General features: G+C 62.0%; 14 protein-coding genes. 6 read left to right on the forward strand and 8 right to left on the reverse strand.

Annotated elements, in window-relative coordinates; translation table 11 throughout:
• From ACQ4MY_RS24535 to panB, 5 genes are read left to right on the forward strand one after another with little or no spacing between them, the layout of a single operon-like run.
• The gene (locus ACQ4MY_RS24535) at positions 1 to 1,239 is read left to right on the forward strand and encodes an ATP-grasp domain-containing protein (RefSeq protein WP_158830294.1); all 1,239 of its coding nucleotides are present in this window, start codon (positions 1 to 3) and stop codon (positions 1,237 to 1,239) included.
• Positions 1,236 to 2,732 (forward strand): hypothetical protein, encoded by a 1,497-nt coding sequence (locus tag ACQ4MY_RS24540; protein ID WP_440096746.1) that lies wholly within the window; start codon positions 1,236 to 1,238, stop codon positions 2,730 to 2,732. The genes ACQ4MY_RS24535 and ACQ4MY_RS24540 overlap by 4 nt, the downstream gene beginning before the upstream one ends.
• Before the next feature lie 3 nt (positions 2,733 to 2,735).
• Positions 2,736 to 3,995, forward strand: coding sequence for a methylaspartate mutase (locus ACQ4MY_RS24545; protein WP_440096747.1), 1,260 nt, complete (start codon positions 2,736 to 2,738; stop codon positions 3,993 to 3,995).
• Positions 3,976 to 5,229: an ATP-grasp domain-containing protein gene (locus ACQ4MY_RS24550; protein WP_440096748.1), complete on the forward strand. Its 1,254-nt coding sequence runs from the start codon at positions 3,976 to 3,978 to the stop codon at positions 5,227 to 5,229. Before ACQ4MY_RS24545 ends, ACQ4MY_RS24550 begins: the two co-directional genes overlap by 20 nt.
• 43 nt (positions 5,230 to 5,272) lie before the next feature.
• Positions 5,273 to 6,091: a 3-methyl-2-oxobutanoate hydroxymethyltransferase gene (gene panB, locus ACQ4MY_RS24555; protein ID WP_440096749.1), complete on the forward strand. Its 819-nt coding sequence runs from the start codon at positions 5,273 to 5,275 to the stop codon at positions 6,089 to 6,091.
• A gap of 11 nt (positions 6,092 to 6,102) precedes the next feature.
• On the opposite strand, the gene ACQ4MY_RS24560 is transcribed toward panB, so the two are convergent.
• Together ACQ4MY_RS24560 and ACQ4MY_RS24565 are read right to left on the reverse strand one after the other, a co-directional pair.
• Positions 6,103 to 7,497 carry an aminotransferase-like domain-containing protein gene (locus ACQ4MY_RS24560; protein ID WP_045123082.1) on the reverse strand — a complete coding sequence of 465 codons (1,395 nt, stop codon included), beginning with the start codon at positions 7,495 to 7,497 and terminating at the stop codon, positions 6,103 to 6,105.
• Between the two features lie 456 nt (positions 7,498 to 7,953).
• Positions 7,954 to 8,514, reverse strand: coding sequence for a YbhB/YbcL family Raf kinase inhibitor-like protein (locus ACQ4MY_RS24565; protein ID WP_440096750.1), 561 nt, complete (start codon positions 8,512 to 8,514; stop codon positions 7,954 to 7,956).
• Positions 8,515 to 8,653: 139 nt separating this feature from the next.
• Here ACQ4MY_RS24565 and ACQ4MY_RS24570 point away from each other — a divergent pair, with 139 nt between their 5' ends.
• A complete protein-coding gene (locus ACQ4MY_RS24570) occupies positions 8,654 to 10,180 on the forward strand; it encodes an FAD-dependent oxidoreductase (protein ID WP_440096751.1) in 1,527 nt (508 codons plus the stop codon).
• Between the two features lie 89 nt (positions 10,181 to 10,269).
• On the opposite strand, the gene pgaD is transcribed toward ACQ4MY_RS24570, so the two are convergent.
• From pgaD to ACQ4MY_RS24600, 6 genes are all read right to left on the reverse strand, one after another.
• Entirely contained in the window at positions 10,270 to 10,797 is a 528-nt protein-coding gene (gene pgaD, locus ACQ4MY_RS24575) for a poly-beta-1,6-N-acetyl-D-glucosamine biosynthesis protein PgaD (RefSeq protein ID WP_440096752.1), read from the reverse strand.
• Positions 10,794 to 12,149 (reverse strand): poly-beta-1,6-N-acetyl-D-glucosamine synthase, encoded by a 1,356-nt coding sequence (gene pgaC, locus ACQ4MY_RS24580; protein WP_008080296.1) that lies wholly within the window; start codon positions 12,147 to 12,149, stop codon positions 10,794 to 10,796. The genes pgaD and pgaC overlap by 4 nt, the downstream gene beginning before the upstream one ends.
• Position 12,150: 1 nt before the next feature.
• Complete coding sequence (gene pgaB / locus ACQ4MY_RS24585) at positions 12,151 to 14,148, reverse strand: poly-beta-1,6-N-acetyl-D-glucosamine N-deacetylase PgaB (RefSeq protein ID WP_440096753.1); 1,998 nt, start codon at positions 14,146 to 14,148, stop codon at positions 12,151 to 12,153.
• Positions 14,149 to 14,160: 12 nt separating this feature from the next.
• Positions 14,161 to 16,641 (reverse strand): poly-beta-1,6 N-acetyl-D-glucosamine export porin PgaA, encoded by a 2,481-nt coding sequence (gene pgaA / locus ACQ4MY_RS24590; RefSeq protein WP_158830285.1) that lies wholly within the window; start codon positions 16,639 to 16,641, stop codon positions 14,161 to 14,163.
• Positions 16,642 to 16,899: 258 nt separating this feature from the next.
• Entirely contained in the window at positions 16,900 to 18,405 is a 1,506-nt protein-coding gene (locus ACQ4MY_RS24595; RefSeq protein WP_440096754.1) for a YdgA family protein, read from the reverse strand.
• Between the two features lie 319 nt (positions 18,406 to 18,724).
• Complete coding sequence (locus tag ACQ4MY_RS24600) at positions 18,725 to 19,360, reverse strand: NADH:ubiquinone oxidoreductase subunit N (RefSeq protein WP_158830283.1); 636 nt, start codon at positions 19,358 to 19,360, stop codon at positions 18,725 to 18,727.
• Positions 19,361 to 19,374 lie beyond the last annotated feature (14 nt).

The raw sequence follows: 19,374 nt of genomic DNA on the forward strand, positions 1-19,374 counted from the left end.
ATGCACATCGTTATCGTCAACCGCTGGCCGCGCTTTCGTGATGAGCGCCGCTGGGACAACGAACTGACTCGCTACGAAGACTTCTTCGATCATCAACAACACCGCATCAGCTACGTGGTCGATGCCCCCGGCGCCGAAGGCGTGCTTGCCCCGGCGCAGCACATCGCCCATCAGGTGCAGGTCAGCGACGTCAATCAATACGAGCAGCTGCTGGGTGCGGTTCAGCAAGTCATCGAGCGGGTGGGCCCGGTCGATCAGTTGATCGCACTGTCGGAGTTCACCCTGGAAATCGCCGCGCGGGTGCGCCAGACCCTGAACATTCCCGGTGACGGGCCGGACGAAGTGGCGGTGTACCGCGACAAGGCCCGCATGAAGGAAATTCTTCAGGCCCAGGGCCTGCCGGTGCCGGCATTTGCGCGCTGCCAATCGGCGGAACAGGCCCTGCACTTTGCCCGCGAGATCGGTTTTCCGCTGATCGTCAAACCGGTCGACGGTGCCGCCAGCATGGGCGTGGAAAAGGTCGAAAACGAAGCGGCGCTGCGCAACCTGCTCGACACCCTCGACCTCTCGCGTTACGAGATCGAAGCGTTCATGCACGGCCAGACCTACCACATCGACGGCTTCGCCGATGTCGACGGCAGCGTGCCGTTTCAAGTGGTCTCGCGCTACATCAACAGTTGCCTGGATTTTGCCAAGGCGCAGCCATTGGGTTCGGTGATTGTCCAGGCGTCGCCCTTGCGCACGCGGATCGAGGCGTTCAGCCAACAGATCCTGCGCGCGCTGAATTTGCGCTGCACCGCGTTTCACCTGGAGATTTTCGTCGAGCCGGACGACTCGCTGGTGTTCCTCGAAATCGGTGCGCGGGTCGGCGGCAGTGAAGTCCCGCACCTGATCAACAAGGTCTTCGGGGTCAATCTGTACGAGCACTGGCTGCGCCGCCTCGCTGGCGAGCAAGTGCCATTGCCGGCGAACGACGAAGATCCGAGTGGCGGCTGGCTGGTCATCCCCAAACCGGCACAGTTGCCCTGCCGCGTCGTGCAGGCGCAATCGCTGCGCGACACCCTGCCCAATTTATGGCGCGAGTTGCTCCCCGAACCCGGGCAGATCCTCGAAGCCGGCGGCAGCTACGACGCGCTGCACAGCGGCCGCTTCATTTTTGTCGGTGGCAGTGAAGACGCAACTGAACGCGACATCCACCACACCACCCAGACGTTCCAATTCCAGGCAGAACCGCTATGAACGCCAATACCTCCCAAGCCTGGAACGACGAGCCGTTGCTGGGTCAGCTCAATCATTACCTGCGCGCCGATGAACGCCGCGCCGTCGCAACCATTGGCGAACGCCTGATCGATGCGGCGGGCGGCCTCGAAGGGCTGACCGATTACAAACTGATGGTCGCCTACGGTGGCGGCAAGGACAGCTCCTACACCGTGGCCATGCTGCGTGCCACGCAGTTGCACCTGTCGGTGCTGCATGGCCGCACGTTCCAGCTGCGCATCGCCAACATGCGCCACGCCGGTGTGCCGGATGCGGTGATGGCGAACATCGACCGGGTTTACCGCGCCTTGCACCTGTTCGACGATCCACGCGTGGAAATGCTGGTGGTCGATCACCAGCAGATCCGGCCGTTCGAGCGCCACCTGCCATTCCCGGACGATGTGCAGGCGATGAACCGTTTCGACGTGTTGATGAACGGCCATCGCACCGCCGGTGACGGGCGACCGACCTTCTGCAACAGCTGCAACCTGGCCGTGGCCGATTTCTATGGGCGGGCGGCGTGGTGGCAGGGCGGCGTCGATGCCGTCGTCACCGGCGACTCGCGCAAGGAACAGAAGCACTATTTCACCTGGATCATGCGCCTGGCGCAGCGTCTGGGCCTGAATGTCGATGAATGCCGCCGCCAGGGTTTTCGCGGCCTGCTGCAAGCGCTGGACGGCGTGGCGCAAAGCTATTTTGTCGAGCTGTTCGGTGAAGGTTTCGATCAGCAGCGCGAGGAACGACGCGTCGCATGCGGTGATGAGCATGCTGATCCGGAGTTCGTCAGCATCTACGATCTGGTCAGCTACAAGGTCGAGGATCACTGGGAACTGATCACCGAGTTTCTCGATTTCCGCTTCGAAGAACTGGCGTTCAGTTTCACCGAATCGGACTGCGCCAACCCGATGTTGATGGCGCACTTTCGCGGCCTCAAGGCCGAGTACGTACAGGGCCGCCCTTACAACCAGGGCATTGCCGAATACCTCGAACTGGCGCAGGCATTGATGCGCAAGAAAGAGATGCCCCAGCGCCTGATCGATCTGGCCATGGCCGCGTATGCCGACGAACAGGGCATGCAGGCACGCCGCGATCTCGCCGCACGCTTCGCCGTGCAGGCGTTCGGCCTCGATGAGGCGCAACTGGTGTGCATGCAATTTGCCCCGTTCGTTGACCGTGGCCGTGAGCTTTCAAGCTTTCTCGGGCTGTGCCACGCGCAGCACCTGGGCAACCTCGATGCCCTGCACCGGATCCTCGCCGGCGAACACAACGAGCCGGCCCTCAGCCAGTGGCTGACCGAGGTCAGCGGCCTGCCGTTGCCGGCCTTGCGCAGCCTGTACGCGCATCAACGGATCGATTTCGACAGCGACGCGACGCTGATTGCCCGGGTTCGTGCCGGCGATCCGCACAAAGGCCGAATCAGTCGCTACGACCCGGCCACCGGCGAAACCGTGGTCGAACTGGTCTCGGGACGCTGACGCATGACAGCGTTCAGCGGTGGCCATTTTCAACAATTCATCGAGCGTGCCCGCGCCCGCGACGAGCTGGTGGTGCAGCCGCGCATGGGCTTTGGCGCACTGGGCCAGATGCGCGCCGGGCTGGCCAGTGTCGCCGCCCTGCCCTGCGCGGCCATCGGCACCATCACCCTCGACAGCTACACGCGGGTCGGCGATTACCAGAGCGCGCTGCAGTGCCTCAACAGCTCGGCGCCAATGAACGGTTTCCCGATCATCAGCCACCCGATCGAAGCGGTGCGCAGCATGCTCGCCGGGCTGTATGGCGCAGACTTTCCGATCCAGATCCGCCACGGCACCGCCAAACCGCAGAATGTGTTCCAGCGCCTGGCCGCTTTGGGCCTCGACGCTACCGAAGGCGGCCCGGTGTCGTATTGCATGCCGTACAGCCGCTTGCCGCTGGCCGAGGCGGTCAGCGCCTGGGCCGAAAGTTGTCAGCTGCTGGCGGGCGCGACCGAGCATGCGCATATCGAGAGTTTTGGTGGCTGCCTGTTGGGGCAGTTGTGCCCGCCCTCTCTACTGATAGCCATGACACTGCTCGAAGCGCTGTTTTTCCGCCAGCACGGGGTTCGCGGGGTTTCGCTCAGTTATGCCCAGGGCACCTCGATGGAGCAGGATTTCGGCGCCTTGCAGGCCCTGCGCGAATTGGCCGCCGAGTATCTGGACGGCGATCACTGGCATGTCGTGGTGTATTCCTACATGGGCGTGTTTCCGACGACCAACCATGGCGCGCGGCGCTTGATTTGCGACAGCGCGCGCCTAACCCGGGCCGCCGGTTGCGAACGGCTGATCGTCAAGACCGTCGCCGAATCGCGGCAGATTCCGTCCGTCGAGGACAACCTCGACGCCCTGCGCATGGCCGCCGACGTGGCCGCCGGCGACCTGCCGACGATCGACGCGAGCAGCACCGGTTACTACCAGGAAACCCTCTTCGAAGCGCGGCAACTGGTAGACACCGTGCGCAATCTGCACGCCGACATCGGCCTGGCATTGATCCAGGCGTTCGCGCGCGGCTTGCTCGACATCCCTTACTGCCTGCACCCGGACAACCCCGGCCGCGCCACCACCCGCATCGACGACAAGGGCGCGCTGCGCTGGGGCAATACCGGCAGCCTGCCGTTGCCCCGCAGCAGCGGCTGGTCGCTGAATGGCCCCGGCGTCAGCTCCAGCGAACTGTTTCAGATGTTGCATTACACGGTGAATCGTTATGACCAACCCTTGCATTGATTTAAGCCTGGCGCCGTTGATTCTGGTCGACGCCTATTCCACCGGCGCGCTGTTGGCGCGCGCGCTCGCCGGGCAACGCCGCTTGCTGCATGTACGCTCGCGCGCGCACATGCCCGATGCCTTTGCGGCGAGCTGCCCGAAAGAGCTGTTTGCCGAGGACTACAGCGTCGCCGACGCAGGCCTCGATGCACTGGTCGCGACACTCGCCGCACAACAACCGGCGGCGGTGCTGACCGGCAGTGAATTCGGCGTGGAACTGGCCGATTTGCTGGCCGCGCGGCTGGGCCTTCCCGGCAACGATCCGGCCACCTCCGCCGTGCGTCGCGACAAATCGCTGATGGCCGAGCGCGTGGCGCAGGCCGGCCTGCCCGTGGCGGCGCAACTGCGCACCCGATCAATGGCTGAGGCACTGGCCTGGTTCAAGGCACGCGGCGGCACCCGCGTGGTCGCCAAGCCGCTGGACAGCGCCGGTTCCGACAACGTGTTCATCTGCGACGATGCGCGGCAATTGCAGGCGGCCGTCGAGTCGATCCTCGGTGCGACCAACCTGATGATGCTCAACAACGAGGCCCTGCTGTTGCAGGAATACCTGAGCGGCGATGAATACGTGATCAACAGCGTCAGCCATCAGGGCGAGCACTGGATCACCGACGTCTGGAAATGCTCGAAAACCTTCGCCGCCGATGGCCGCAAAATCTACGACCGCGAAGACCTGGTGCCGGCCGAAGCTGCGCAGCTGCCAGCACTGATCGAGTACGTGCAAGGCGTGCTCGATGCCTTGGGCATCGTGCACGGCCCTGCGCACACCGAACTGATTCTGACCGCCGACGGCCCGCGCCTGCTGGAAAGCGGCGCGCGGCTCTCCGGCCTGGCTTGCCCACCCGCGCTGCAAGCCGCCACTGGCAACGATCAAGTGGCGCTGACGTGCCTGAGCTATCTCGACCCGTTGCGCCTGGCGCAATGGCCCAAGCGTTATCGGCTGCTGCAACACGCCAAGTGCCTGAACCTGATTGCCCATCGCCCGGGCCTGTTCGCGCAGAGCCAGGCGCGCCAGCGCCTGGAAAGCCTGCCGAGTTTTCATAACGTCAGGTTTCGTTTCGCCGAGGGGGCAAGGATGGCCCCCACCATTGACCTGAACAGCTCCCCGGGCGCGGTGTTTTTGCTGCACCCGCTGCTCGAACGCATCGACGCCGATTACGCCGCGTGGCGTGGATGGGAAAGGGACTGGTTGTAACCACAGACACCCCTGACAACGGGGTTTAACAAGGAAGAGAGCCATGAGCCTGCATACCCGAACCAAACGACTGAGCGTTCCTCAACTGGTCGCGATGAAGGGGCAACAGAAAATTGTCTCCCTGACCGCGTACACAAGCCATATCGCCAAATTGATGGACCCCATCGTCGACTTCATCCTGGTGGGGGACTCCACCGCCATGGTCGGTTATGGCCGCACGTCGACCCTCGACATGAGCCTGGAGGAAATCATCGCGCACACCCGCGCCGTCGTCAGCAGCACACGGCTGGCCTGTGTGATCGCCGACATGCCGTTTGGCAGCTATCAGGAATCGCCCCAGCAGGCCTATCGCAATTGTGCGCAGGTGATGGCGCGCACTGGCTGCGACGCCATCAAGCTGGAGGGTGGCGCGGTGCTCGCCGACACGGTGGAGTTCCTGGTCAAACGGGGCATCCCGGTAATGGCGCATATCGGCCTGATGCCGCAGTACGTCAACGCCATGGGCGGCTTCAAGGCCCAAGGCATGAACGAGACGGCCGCGCTGGCGATTGAAGCCGATGCACGCGCGCACCTTGAAGCCGGTGCTTTCAGCCTGCTGCTTGAAGGGGTGGCCGAAGGGGTCGCACGCCGGGTCACCGACTTCTCGCCAATGCCGACCATTGGCATTGGCGCTTCACCGGCGTGCGACGGCCAAGTGCTGGTGACAGAGGACATGCTCGGGCTCGGTGGCGATCATGTGCCACGCTTCGTCAAACAGTACGCCGATGTCGGCGCGCTGATCACGCAGGCGTGCGAAGCGTTTGCTACGCAGGTTCGCGACGGCACTTTCCCTGAGCCCAAGCACTGCTACGGCATCAATTGAACGTCAGGGCCTCAGCTTTCATCCTGAATGGCCTGAGTGAGCATCTTCAACGCCTGGGTAATGTCCTTGCTCCAGTCGATGGTGTAGCTCAGGCGCAGGTGATGCTGCCAGGCCCCTTGCTGGCTGAATATTTCGCCGGGAGCGATAACGATGCGTTTGGCCAACAGACGCTCGAACACCCGGCGCATGTTCACCGGCCGCGTCGCCTCGACCCAGAACGCGGCACCGCCCAGCGGCGCGACGATGCGCAACTGGCCTTCGGTGTGCTCGTGCAGCATGCCTTGCATGCGCTGCATGCGCCCGATCAACAGGCTGCGCAACATCTGCGTGTGCTGATCGATGCGCCGCGTGGTGAACAAGCGGGCAATCGCCTTCTGCCGAATCGGCGACAGGCGAAAGGCTCGCTCAAGAAAAAGACGATGCAGCTCGGGCCCCTGAAACCGGCTCAACACATAGCCGTAAGGGGCTTCCGAGCCGATGATCTTGTCGAACGTCGAAAACACCACGAGGCGCTCGGGGTCGGCAAAATCACGATAACGGGTGGCGCCCGGCTCGAAACAGAACTCGCCGTAGCTGTCATTTTCAAACAGCCAGATACGCCGCTCGGCCAACCAGCGGCAGATCAGTTTTTTATCTTCGCCAGGCATCAGACTGCCGTGGGGAATACTCACCGTCGACGACAACACGGCCAGGCTGATGGGCTCGCGCTGCAACAACAGTTGCAGCTGCGGCAAGTCGAAGCGGCCATCGTCGCCCAACGGCACTTCGATCACGCGGATCTTCGCCGCATGCAACTGGCGCAAAATCGCCCAGGAACACGGCGACTCCACCAGCGCCACGGTGCCCGTCAATTGCAGGGCTTCGAGGGACAATTCCAGCACGCTGCGCAAATCGGAGCCGATATACACGTGTTCGGCACGCCAGTAGCAGCGCGTCGAGCGGGTGTAGCGATCAGCCAGAACACTGCGCAGCTCGGTTTCGCCAAACGGTTGATAAAGCGGCGCATGGCTGCGTGGATATTGGCGCGTCAGCTCGCGCTCGGTCATCAGCAATGGATTTTCCAGCGACAACAACATGGCCGGGGCATCACTGCTCAGCGCCAGCATGCCGGGTTGCCGGGCACTGGCGAAAACGCTGTCGAGCAGGTTCGGCGAACCCTCGCTGACCAGTGCCGAAGGCATTGCCCGGGTGTAGTAACCGAGCTTCGGTCGGGCGTAGATCCGCCCCTGGTCTTCCAGGAGTGAATAGGCGTATTTGGTGGTGGACACCGACACGTTCAAACGCTGCGCCAGTTGACGCAGTGACGGCAGTTTCTGCTCTCCCTCGGGACTCGCGGCTTCGATCAGTTCGACGAGATAGCGGTAAACAGCCTGGTAGGCAAATGTCGAATCTTTACTTGGGTTCATGCTCAATCGCTTTAAATCCTGGTGCGTTAGGTACTGCGCTCGCCCCTCAAAGGTCAAGACCACGGGGCAAACACTTGCACTCGGCCATCCATGCCAACGCTCGGACATCGTACAGATGCCAGTCGGTCTAAAAGCGTTTTCAGCAGTGGGCGTTTTCGATAGTCACACATGTGCCCGAAGATGATCGGCACGGCATTCTCCCCGGACCCGCGTCGAGTGCCAGACACATGGCATCTTCGACAGTCCCGGTGACCATTTCCAGCGTTCAGGGTTAACCCGTTTGCAAAGGGTAGCGTACACCCGCATCGGCGCGAGGTGAGGAACAGACCGTCAGCACGAGCCTGCGAATGGGCCTGTAGCGCGAAGGGGGGGCGCTGGGATAGTGCTCGCTTTCAGCGGCCGACGCCAACCGTTAGCGCGCGCCCCGAACGGAGCGCGCACTTTTTCAGCGTTTCATCAGCGGTGATAACGCCGCACGGCACTGCTGTTGCGCAGGACATGGCCTTTGATTTTTTCCATCAGCTCGGCGCGGGTCAGGCCGGCGGGCAAGGCGTCCGGGGCCAGGTCCAGGGCGTAGATCTGAATGATGTAGTGGTGCGCACTGTCGCCTACCGGCGGGCAAGGCCCCATGTAATGCGTGTTGCCTTTGCTGTTGGTACCGCCGACGCCTTCCAACGCCGACTTGGCGCCGACACCTGCCGCAATCTGCCGGGTGTTGGCCTTGATGCCGTAGTGAATCCAGTGATCGACGCCCAGGCCTTTCTGCCCGTCCGGATCATGCATGACGATCGCGTAACTCTGGGTCCCTGCGGGGCCGGCGTTCCAGCTCAGCGCCGGCGACTGGTTCTTGCCGCCGCAACCGGCGGCATCACTGGCAGCTGCTGAGGTGAACAAGCGGTTATCGGACACGCCAGGGATGCTCAGGGTGAAACGCTCCTGGGCCTGCGCCGGAAACTGCACGCAAAGGGTGACAGCGATCGCCGCCAGCCATGGGTTGAGAGAGGTCAAACGGGTCATTCCGGGAGCACCTTGTGCAGTTGGGCCATCGTCGGCCTGCAAACTATAGCCGTACCGTTCGTGCCGTGGCAGTGGCAAATGGCTGAACCTCACACCGTGGCGCAAACTCGTAAGAGAAATGCCTGCGAGGAAGCCGAACATGTCCCTGCACCGAGTCGCCCGTGTCGCCGATGTTCCTGAAGACCGTGGTCTGCAAGTCGAAATCGCCGATTGCAAGATCGTCCTGCTGCGCACCGGCGGCCAATTGCGGGCGTTTCAGGGCGAATGCCCGCATGCCGGCGCGCCGCTGGCGGAGGGCGCGTTGTGCCACGGACGGCTGATCTGTCCATGGCACAAAGCGGCTTTTCGTGCGGAGGACGGCGCGCTGTGCGAACCGCCAGCCCTCGACAGCCTCAAGCGTTACCCGCTGGAGCTGCGTGGCGAGGAGGTCTGGGTCGACGACCAACCGCTGCCGGATCCGCACACACCGCCGGCGGACGACCCACGGACGTTCGTGATTGTCGGCGCCGGGGCGGCGGGCACCGCGTGCGCGGCAGCCCTGCGGGAGAAAGGGTTTGGCGGGCGCATCCTGATGATCGACCGCGAGCCCGCTGCCGGTTACGACCGCACGGTGCTGAGCAAATTTGTCCTCGCCGGAGAAATGTCGCCGCAGGAAACCCCAGCGCTGCGAGATGAAACTTTCTATAGAGAGCAACGTATCGAGCGCCAGCACGGTGAAGTCGTCTCACTCGACGCCACAGCAAAAACCCTGCATCTCGATAATGGCCAAACGTTGAGTTATGACGCCGCCGTGCTGGCCACGGGTGGCGAGCCCAATCCCTTGAAGCTGCCCGGCGCCGACCTGCCACAAGTGTTTTTACTGCGCTCAAAAGCCCAGGCCGAGCAGATCATGAAAGCGGCCAGCCCCGATCAGCGCGCGGTGATTATCGGCGACAGCTTTATTGCCCTCGAGTGCGCCTCGGCTCTGCGCCAACACGGTCTCGACGTCACGGTACTTGCGCGCCACGATATTCCTTTTGCGGCGCAATTCGGCGAGGCGGTGGGTAAAGCAATCCGCGCACTGCACGAAGAAAAAGGCGTGAAATTCATCACCGATCACCAAGCGACAGAGATCATCGGCGACGGCAAAGTAGAGGCCGTGCTGCTGGACAATGGCCTGCGGTTGTCGGCGGATCTGGTGTTGGCGGGGGTCGGCGTACACCCGGCCACGCAGGCGTTTGCGTCGCTGCCGAGGGAGGAAGATCAATCATTGCGCGTCGATGACGGCATGCGTGTAAGCGAAGGACTGTGGGCTATCGGCGACATCGCCACCTTCCCGTTGAACGGCTTGCCGCAACGCATCGAACACTGGCGCCTGGCCCAGCAGCACGCGCGCATCGCCGCGGCGAACATGCTCGGCGGCGAGGAACATTATCTGGACGTGCCGTTTTTCTGGACCTGGCATTTCGGCAAGAACTACGACTACCTCGGTCATGCCGAACACTGGGATGAGGTCGAATTTCTCGGCGAGCCGGAGCACCCGCCGTTTATTGGGCTGTTCGGCAAAAAGGGTGTGCTAGTCGCTGCAGTCGCCTGCGAAAAAGAACGCGCCATGGCTTTGCTCGCCGAACGCATGAAACAACCATTGCCGATGGAAGAAGCCCGAACACTGATCATCCACCTGTAGGAGCTGCCGCAGGCTGCGATCTTTTGACGTTAAAGATCAAAAGATCGCAGCCTGCGGCAGCTCCTACACGGGTTGGATTGTTCGTACGGTTAGCGGGGCAGAGGCTCGCGGTTGTCGTCGTCTTCGGCATGCAGAAAGATCACGCGCGGATGCTCCAGCGGTGCCAACGGCGGTGGCAATTCCTGCTGCTGCACCGGCCAGAAATGCGTCACCACATGGCTGATGTCGCCTTCCTGATCGTTGTGAATGGTCATCACCCCGGGGCTGCGCAATTTCTGAAAGCGGTCATCGCACAGCTTGAAGCTCCTGCTCAGCCCTTCATCGTCGATCACTGGCGACGGCAACCGGCGCTGGGCGAAGCTGCGACTTTTGCGCTGCTGGTAACGCGCCCAACTGATAAGAATCACCGCGTTGACCAACGCCACCCACAGGTAAATCTGCAAGGTACCCAGCGCATCGAACGCCGAGTTGTCGATGCGCGGCCCGCCCGCGTGCGTTTCGATCAGCGGCCATAACCCGCGGATCAGCAGAAACAACAGACCAACCCAGGCTATGACCGTAAGGATCACGTCGACCACAACCAGGAAGGGCCGCTGGCGAGTCCGGATGATTTTCATTTGATGACCTCCTCTTCGTCGTCGCCAATCGGCTTGATACCCCGATCCGGGCTGACCCAACGCGCACGTTTCTGATGTTGGCCGAACAGCACTTTCGGGAAGCTGACCAGCGTGGTCAGCAGGCTGATGAGCCAGAACACCAACGGATACCAGACCACCCAGAACATGGTCTTGCCCAGCCCCGGCTCATAGCGCCGGTCGATGATGATGCTGACCGCGAACTGCACCAGGCAGACGAAGGCCAGCAGCAAACCGGTGAAGGCCGGCGGCATCAGGTGATCCACCGCAATCGCTTCCGGCATGACCACGAATTTGCCCACGCCCCAGAAAATCACCGACAGCAGGAAGGTGAACGCCCAACCGGTCGACAGGCAGTATTCGAAGAGCAGCGGCCACAGGTAACGATGGCGGTACTGCCAGATGCCGCGAATGTTCTTGAACAGCACTTCGGCGCCACCCTGGGCCCAACGCAGACGTTGCTTCCACAAGCCGCCAAGGGTTTCCGGCATGAGAATCCAGCACAGCGCGCGCGGCTCGTAAAAGATGCTCCAGTGATCGAGTTGCAGCTTCCAGCTGATGTCGATGTCTTCGGTGATCATGTCCGGGCTCCAGTAGCCCACCCGGTTCAACGCCGTGCGGCGGAACGCGACGATCACCCCGGACACGGTGAAGATCCGCCCGAACACCCGTTGCGTGCGCTTGATCAGGCCGATGATCGAGGAGAACTCGCCGACCTGTACCCGCCCGACCAGCGTCGAACGTGTACGAATCCGAGGGTTGCCGGTCACCGCGCCAAGGCGCGCGTTATCCAGCATCGGTGCGACCAGATACGCCGCCGTGTTCGGCGCCAGCAACGCGTCGCCGTCGATGCACACCAGATATTCGCTGCGGGCGGCAATTGCGCCCATGCGCAGGGCCACCGCTTTGCCCTGGTTTTCCGCCAGATGCAGCACGCGCAACCGAGGGTCTTCTTTGGCCAGTGCGTCGAGCACTTGTGCGGTGTTGTCCTTGGAGCCGTCGTTGATCGCGATGACTTCGATATTCGGGTAATGCTGGGCCAGCGCCGCGTGAATCGTATCGGCGGCGTTATCACCCTCGTTGTAGCAAGGGATCAGGATCGAAATCAGCGGCTCGCCTTCCAGCGGCGGCGGCAAGGTATCGTCCTTCCACGGCCAGTGCCGCTCCCAGTGCAGCCAGAAATACAGACCACCGGCGATCCACAACCCGGACATGAACAGCGGGTAGAAGAACACGAAGTCCATCAGGAACTGCCCGGTCACCAGGAAGATCAGCCCCAGCGGAACGCCGAGGACAATCGCCAGAACAAGCAGGGCTAACAGTCTATCCAGCATGTTATGGATTCCATTTGTTGGAGAGCGCAGGCCTTACGGTTTTCAGGTCCGGCAGGTTGTCGAGGAAGTTGTCCGGGTAGTAACCGAAACTGGTCGCGCCCTGACGCTTGAGACGGCCCATCCAGTCGGCCAGATGCGCACCGTCGATGTCGGCTTGATCCTTTTTCGTCCAGTCACGTGCCTGCAATTCGAACACCGTGCGGTCCAGTGCACCGGGGCGTTTCTTGACCGTGGCCACCAAGGCTTCGAGCCACGGGCCGGACTCTGCCTGGGTCTGTTTCTCCATCAGCGGCATGGCCATCGGCGCCGTCCAGTCGTAGGTCGCGAGGAAGTCGTCGAGGTTCTGCGCAAACCACGCTTCACTCTGCGGATTGAGGATCGGCTCGGCGAAAATGTTGCGTGCGGTCAGCACCTGCGGACCACGAATCGCGCGGACTTTGGCAGTCAGTTCGTTGGTGAAATCGATGAGGTATTTGCTCTTGAAGCGCGTCCAGCGCTGCATCGCGGCAGGATCGTCGCGCAGGGCGGCGATTGAGCTTGGCAAGCCCTGGGCGGCGTAGGTTTTCAAGGCTTCAGGGCTGGCGTCCTCGAAATCCGAGAGCACCGCATCATCGTGGTAAAGAATGCCGTCGACCGAGGTCAGGCGCGCGACGTCTTCGTAGATTTCGCCAATGATCCGCCGTACTTCCGGATCGAACGGCGACAGGCGTTTGTACTGGTCCGGATCGACCGACGTGGTGCCGGTTTTCGGGTCCCAACGGGTGACGCGCGGCAGCTTCGAATCGAGACCGAAACTCAGCACCGGCATCCACGCGAAGACTTTCACGTGGGCACGGGTGCGCAGTTGCCAGGCGACCCGGTCGAAAATATCGGCGCGCACCGGCAAGTGGCGGTTGGGGAAGTACAGCGAATGCACCAGGCCGTCGCCCTGCGGATCGGCGAAGGCCTGCAGGAACACCGTGTTGGCGCCCATGTCAGCCATGCGCTGCACCAGCTTGCCGAGGTTGATGTCCTGTTGCGCCGGGTCCGGGTCGTAGACATTGTCCAGATCGACATGCACCACGCGCATGGTGAAATCCGACTGCACCCCGACGACACTGTTGGCGAAATGTTCGCCGTCAGGATCGGAAGCGACGAGGAAGCGCGGGCTGCTCATCAGGTTGTCGAGGGCATCGAGGCCGTCGTCCAGCGTCAGGGCCATTTCGTAGCCCTGTTCGCCGACCACGGTCAGCGAAGTACCGTCCGCCGTGCCGTAAGGCCAGACCCAGACACGCGGTTTCTTGCCGGTGACCTTGCGGATTTTCTCCGAGATGTTGTTCACGTCAGTGCGAATACGCGCCTGGAAATCGGCCTCGGATTCATAGCGTCTAGTGACGGGATCGTAGCGCCGTGTCGCGGCGGCAGGCTGCATGTTGCCTTGCGGGTTGGCCAGAATCCCTTTGTGATTGGCATCGGTGTGCGCGGCAATTTCCACCAGACCCGATTGCGAGATTTCACGCACCTGATCCCAGGTCAGGAAGTCGGAACGCGCACGCGGCGCACCGGCAAAATCCACCGGTTGATTGAGCGGTGTGTCGATCCAGCTGCCGACCGGCGCCAGCAGCGCATGCCAGTTGTAGGCCCGCAGCACTGGCAGCACGCGGGTGTAAAAACTCGAATAGCCGTCGTCGAAGCTGAGCAGAATCGCTTTCGCCGGCAGCTCCGGGCCGCCCTTGCGCGCGGCCATGATCTGGTCGACCGTGACCGGCTTGTAGCCGTTTTCGCGCAGCCAAGCGAGTTGCTCAATCATGCGTTCGGTGCGCACCGCCACCACGGCCTGATCGGGGTCGCGGTCTTCGATATCGTGGTAGGCAATGCCGAGCACGTGATTTTTCGGCCACGGTTTTTCACTGGCCGCCAGCGGACGCTCGGACGGCGGCGCGAAGGCCGGAGCTTGCTGGGCGCAGGCGCTGATCAGCAGCACTCCCAGCAGAAGGATGAAACGCGAAATCAAAGGCATCTTCAAACTCTTCTAGAAGCGGAAAGTGAGGTCGACGAGCAGACGCAGATCGGTCTCCCGATCACCGTCGTAGGGCCGGTTGATCACACTGAACAAACCGCCCACCTCGAACACGTCGTTCCAGGCATAGCGTTGCCCGTAACCGAGCAGGGCCATGCCGCCGGTGCCGTGATCACGCTGGCTGTACGTCCCCGCGCCGGCCTGGAATTGCTGACTCCAGGAAGTTTCGTAGCGGTGGTAGAGCACGTGATTGACGTTGACCAGCGGCATCACGCTGAAGTCGGATTTGGGGTTGAAGTACGGCACGTCATCAGACTTGGAGTTGTGGCTGGTGCCGACCTCCAGACCGGCGTCGACCTGCACGTTCGGCGCGCTGTAAACGCCTTCGCGGCCAGTGAGCAAAGCTTCGACGCGGTTGTTGCCGTCACTGAAATGCGACGGGCTCACCGCCAGACGCCACTCGCGGCTTTCGTTGGCGCGCCAGCGAATGAAACCGCTGCCACCATTGGCCTTGATGTCGCTGTTGAGCGCGCGCAGCGGTGTTTCAGCCGAGAGGTATTCAAGGCTGCCGCCGTACTGCCAGTGGTCGTTGATGTCGCGGGCGATCGCCAGACGCGCGCCCTGTTTGTCGCCGTAGCCGTAATCGTGATTGGAGACTTCGGCTTCGAGGGTCATGTCGCGGGTGCGCCGCTCCAGGCCGACACGCTGGAAGCGATGGTTGCCGGTGCCTTCGGCAAAGTCGCCGGTGGCGTATCCGACGCCGGCAAACACGCGCCAGTCTTCATCGATTGGCGGGCTGTATAGCGTGCTTTGAATGCCGAAATCGCGGCTGCCGCTGACCGCCCCGGCACCGCTGCTGCCGCCACCGTTGGCCTTGCCGCCGTAAGCTTCGACGCGCAGCTCGGACATGTCATGGACTTCGCGCTCACGCGCCAGACGCTGCACTTGGCGGTTGTCCGGGTAACGCGCGACGACGTCGTCAGTCAGCGCATCCATTTGCCGCCATTCCTGCAACTCCATGGCCGTGTGCGCCTGGCCAATTTCCAGACCCATGTCGCGCGGCACGATGCTCTCGGTTTCCTTGAGCTGCATTTCTGCACGGCGCGGCCAGTTGCGGGCCAGGTACAAATCGGCCTGGGCCAGGCGCAAGCCGATATTGCCCGGGGCCTGATCGACCAAGGTCTGCAAGCGCTCTTCACCGTGCGGCAAATCGGAACCGTAGGTACCGGCCTGCGCGGCGAGTTGCTGGGCGTCCATCCATTCATCGTTGGGGTTGCCGATCGGCAAGCCCTTGAGCTCGATACGCGGGCGCTGCGACTTGGCGGCGTCTTCCGCCACTTTACGTGCCTCGTCGGCGCGGTCGCTTTCCAGCAACGCGTAATACAGCGCGGTGGTGTCTTCGAGGCGGTCGCCGACATCGGCGTCCGGTGCAGCCAGCACCTGGCGATAGAGGTCGGTGGCGATTTCCGGTTCGCGCTGATCCAGATAGGACGCCGCCACCCAACGCAAGGCATAGGTCGGAATCTTCACGCCTTCGGCTTGCAGCTTCTGGTACTCCGTGATGACGTCGGCGGTGCGCGCGCGGGCCTTGAGTGCGCCCATGCGGTCGATGCGCCAGCGGGTGACGTCGTCATGCGCGGTCGCGTCCGGTGTCCAGGTGGCGAGCAGTTTGTCGTAGTCGGCCAGCGCGCGGTCGGCGATGACGTAGCGTTCTTTTTCACTGCGGGTAGCGAGTTCGGCGAGGCGCACGCGTTCGGCGGCCAGGTCGCCTTCGAGGCGGCGCAGCGTGACCGGATCAATCAGCCCCGGGCGTTGATTGGCCAGGCGCAGTGCTGGCTCCGGGAGTCGCGCTTTTTGCAAAGCGACCACGTATTCGCGGGCGACTTCCGGTTTGCTGCCGGCGCGCTTGAAGGCCTGATCGTATTCGAACAGCGCGTCGTATTGCTTGCCCGCGCGGGTCAGTGCATAGCCCAGCGCGAGGCGACGGGAAGGATCATCGGGTTTGGCTGCGACCAGCGCCTTGGCGCGGGTCACCGCTTCGTCGGGCTTGCCGGCATCCGCCTGCGTCAGGGCCAGGCCCAGTTGCAGGTCGGCGTTGTCCGGTTCCAGCGCCAGGGCCTTGTTGTAGACCTGGGTCGCCTGATCCCAGCGCTTGAGGTTGCGATAGGCGCGCGCCGTGGCAGTCAGCGCCTGCACCGGCAAGACGCGATCGCGACCCTGGGTTTCATAGACCTGCACCACTTCGGCGTCGAGCCCGGCCCAACTGGCGATTTGCAGGTGATCGCTGATCTGCCCGGTGGTCGACTGGCCCGGCGGCACCTGACGCAGCACCGTCAGCGCAGGCGTGGTTTGCCCGGCACGGGCGTCGCGCACCATCTGATCGTAGGGTGTGTCGGCAAACGCCAGCGCCGGCCAGAGCAACTGGCTGCACAGCGCAACACGGAACAAAGGGCGTAAACCACGATGCAATACAGGAACATCAATACGCGGCATTCGTCAGCATCCTTACATGGCCAGCCGGGTCGCAATGCCCTCCTTGCCCATTCGTAACGGTGGCCGCCAGTGCACATCCAACGGCCAAGCTTAGTCAGGCAGTCTTGCACGCAAGCGTAGACCAGAATTCAGAACACAATAATTGTTCAGAATCGTCACGACGGTTGCGCCGCAACAGCCAAAACCCGAACGCCAGACAGCAAAACGCCCGGCGTCTGTTCAACACAGAGGCCGGGCGTTGCTATTAAGAGCGCAGGATTACTGCACTTGCGTGACGCCGGCGAACTTGCTCATCAGGAAGCCGACGAACTGCTCGACGGTCATCTTCTGGCCGTTGAATTCGACCTGATTGGCGGCGTAATGCAGTTTGGTCACGACGTTGCTGCCGTCGACCACGGCCAACTGCGAACCGACTGCCATACCGGCGAACATGTCCGCCGCTTCCTTGGACTGATCGACGATGGCTTTGGCGTCAGTCTGGCCATCCAGTTGCGCCTGCACGCTGAGCAAATCGACCAGCATCGGCTTGGACACCTGAATATTCAGATCAAGCAATGCGATCAGCTGTTTGCCCAACTGATCCGGCGGCAAATCCATCGATTGCGGTTTGGTCAGGTCGATGACCAGATTGGCCTTGCTCTCGCCGTTGGCAGTGTTGAACGAGAGGTTTTCCAGCGCAAACTGTGGGCCGGCGGCCAGCAGTTTTTGCAGATCGGCTTTGACCTGGGCGTTTTCAGCTTCGGTCAGGTTCAGCTCCGGAGCCGGCAAGCCTTGAGCTGCAGCCTCGGCGGCGGCTTTTTCGTACGGCTGCAGTTTGGTCTGGTAGATCTGCATCAGCGACATCGTCGACGGGATGTCGAGGTTTTTCAGGCTCATGGCCATGTTCGCCGAACCGATTTTCTTGTCGTTGAGCGACACTTCGCCAACTTTGTAGTCCGCGCGGCCGGAGGCATTGCTGCCGTTTTCTTCGGTGAGGTTCTTCATTTCGAAGTTCTTCACGCCGAGCACCGATTGTTTGGTGCCGAAGGTGGTTTTGCTGTTGGTCAGCACCAGGGTGTTTTCCCCGGTGTAATAGCCGTAGCTGCTCTTGGCGAGATTGCTGGCCAGGGTCAGACCGTTGAGTTCAACCTGCACCGGCGCCTGATCTTCGGCCACAGTGACCAGTTTCAGGTTGTCCATGTAACCGTCCGCCTTGACCTTCTGCGCCTGGGCGCTGGCGGAGATGTTCATGGTCAGGCCGGAGAATTTCAGGCTCGATTGCTCATCCAGCGCGGTTTCGAACGGCAGCAGATCAAGGGTGCTGGTGGTGGATTCATCGTAGCCAATGTTGGTCACGCCTTTGAGCGGCGAGGCGCCTTTGGTTGCGGCGAACCACTTCTCGGTGGCGGCGTTCTTTTCCAGCTCGTAGTTGCTGGTGGCCATGACCGGCAGCCATTTCAGCGACACCAGACGCGAGAACGGCAGCGGGCCGTGTTCGATGTGGTCGACGAACAGCAATTCGACCGGCTTGTCGCCAAACATCTCGCCTTCACCCTTGAGGCGATAGTGCGCGGTGCTGGTGAAGGTGTGGCGTTCCAGCGACACCAGTTCCAGCGACGCGCTGCCGTTGGAGCCGGCCATGGCGGTCTGCAGCTCTTTGTTGGCGTTGCTGACGGCGTTGTTCAACACGCCTTCGATCTTGGTCCCGGTGTACCAGGCCCCGCCTGCGCTGATCGCGCCGATGGCAACAACAATTCCGAGAAGCACGCCTGCTGATTTATTCATGAATGACCTGATCGATTTCCGTGGCTGTGAGTGTGGTCGTCTTCCCTGAACCCGTGACCGGGTCGCGGCTCGACTGCGCTGAATTCAGCGATGGAGATTAGCACCGGGCGCGCAAGACGGCCCAATGTTTAAAGGTGAAAGAGTGTCTATGGGGAGAATGGACAACCGACAGGCAGTGAGAGTTTCGCAGTTAGCAAAACTGCCATCGCTGGCAAGCCAGCTCCCACAGGGATCTTCAGCGAACACAAAATTTGTGCACACCACTTCAACCTGTGGGAGCTGGCTTGCCAGCGATGAGGCCAGATGATTCAGCCGAGAATCAGGAATACTGAACCTCGATTTCATCCAGCTGATGATCAAAGCTTTTCAGTCGCGCGGTCCAGGTGTAGACCAGCACTTCGAAATCCCGATCAATCACCGCCCCACCCGGCCCATCAGCGCGCGGGTCACAGAAATCCAGCTGATAACGCTCACGGGCCATGGCTGTGGCGACATCCGACAATTCACGGGCATTGTTCAGCCAGTGCCAGCCCTCGTCATCAATCTGCTTGTCGAGTTCCAGGCATTGTTTTTTCAGCGCTTCGAGGCTTTTTTCCAGCGGTGTACCGGTGAGTTCGCCCATGACTTCGGCGAACGTTCGTCCCGGCTGCCAGTAGCTGCCCCAGAAATACCGGTCGAACACGGTTTCGACCCGACGCAGGGCGACTTTGGTGTCCCAGATCAGCACCAGGGTCTTGCCCTGTTCAAGCTGCCGTTTCTTGACGCGCTGAACCTGGATCGATGCCCAGGCCACCACGACGATCGCCATGACCGCGATCAGCGCGACGGTGCTGTCGAGAAAGATCATCGCCTTGTCGATCTGGTGGGCCAGCATGATGCCGTAGAAATAGGTGGCCGAGAGCAGCACCAGCGCTGCGAGGGCGCACCAGAAGCCGAGAGCGTAAGGGTTTTTCATTATTGGTTTCCCCT

The organism is Pseudomonas sp. SM4 (assembly GCF_051913165.1).
GTDB lineage: Bacteria > Pseudomonadota > Gammaproteobacteria > Pseudomonadales > Pseudomonadaceae > Aquipseudomonas.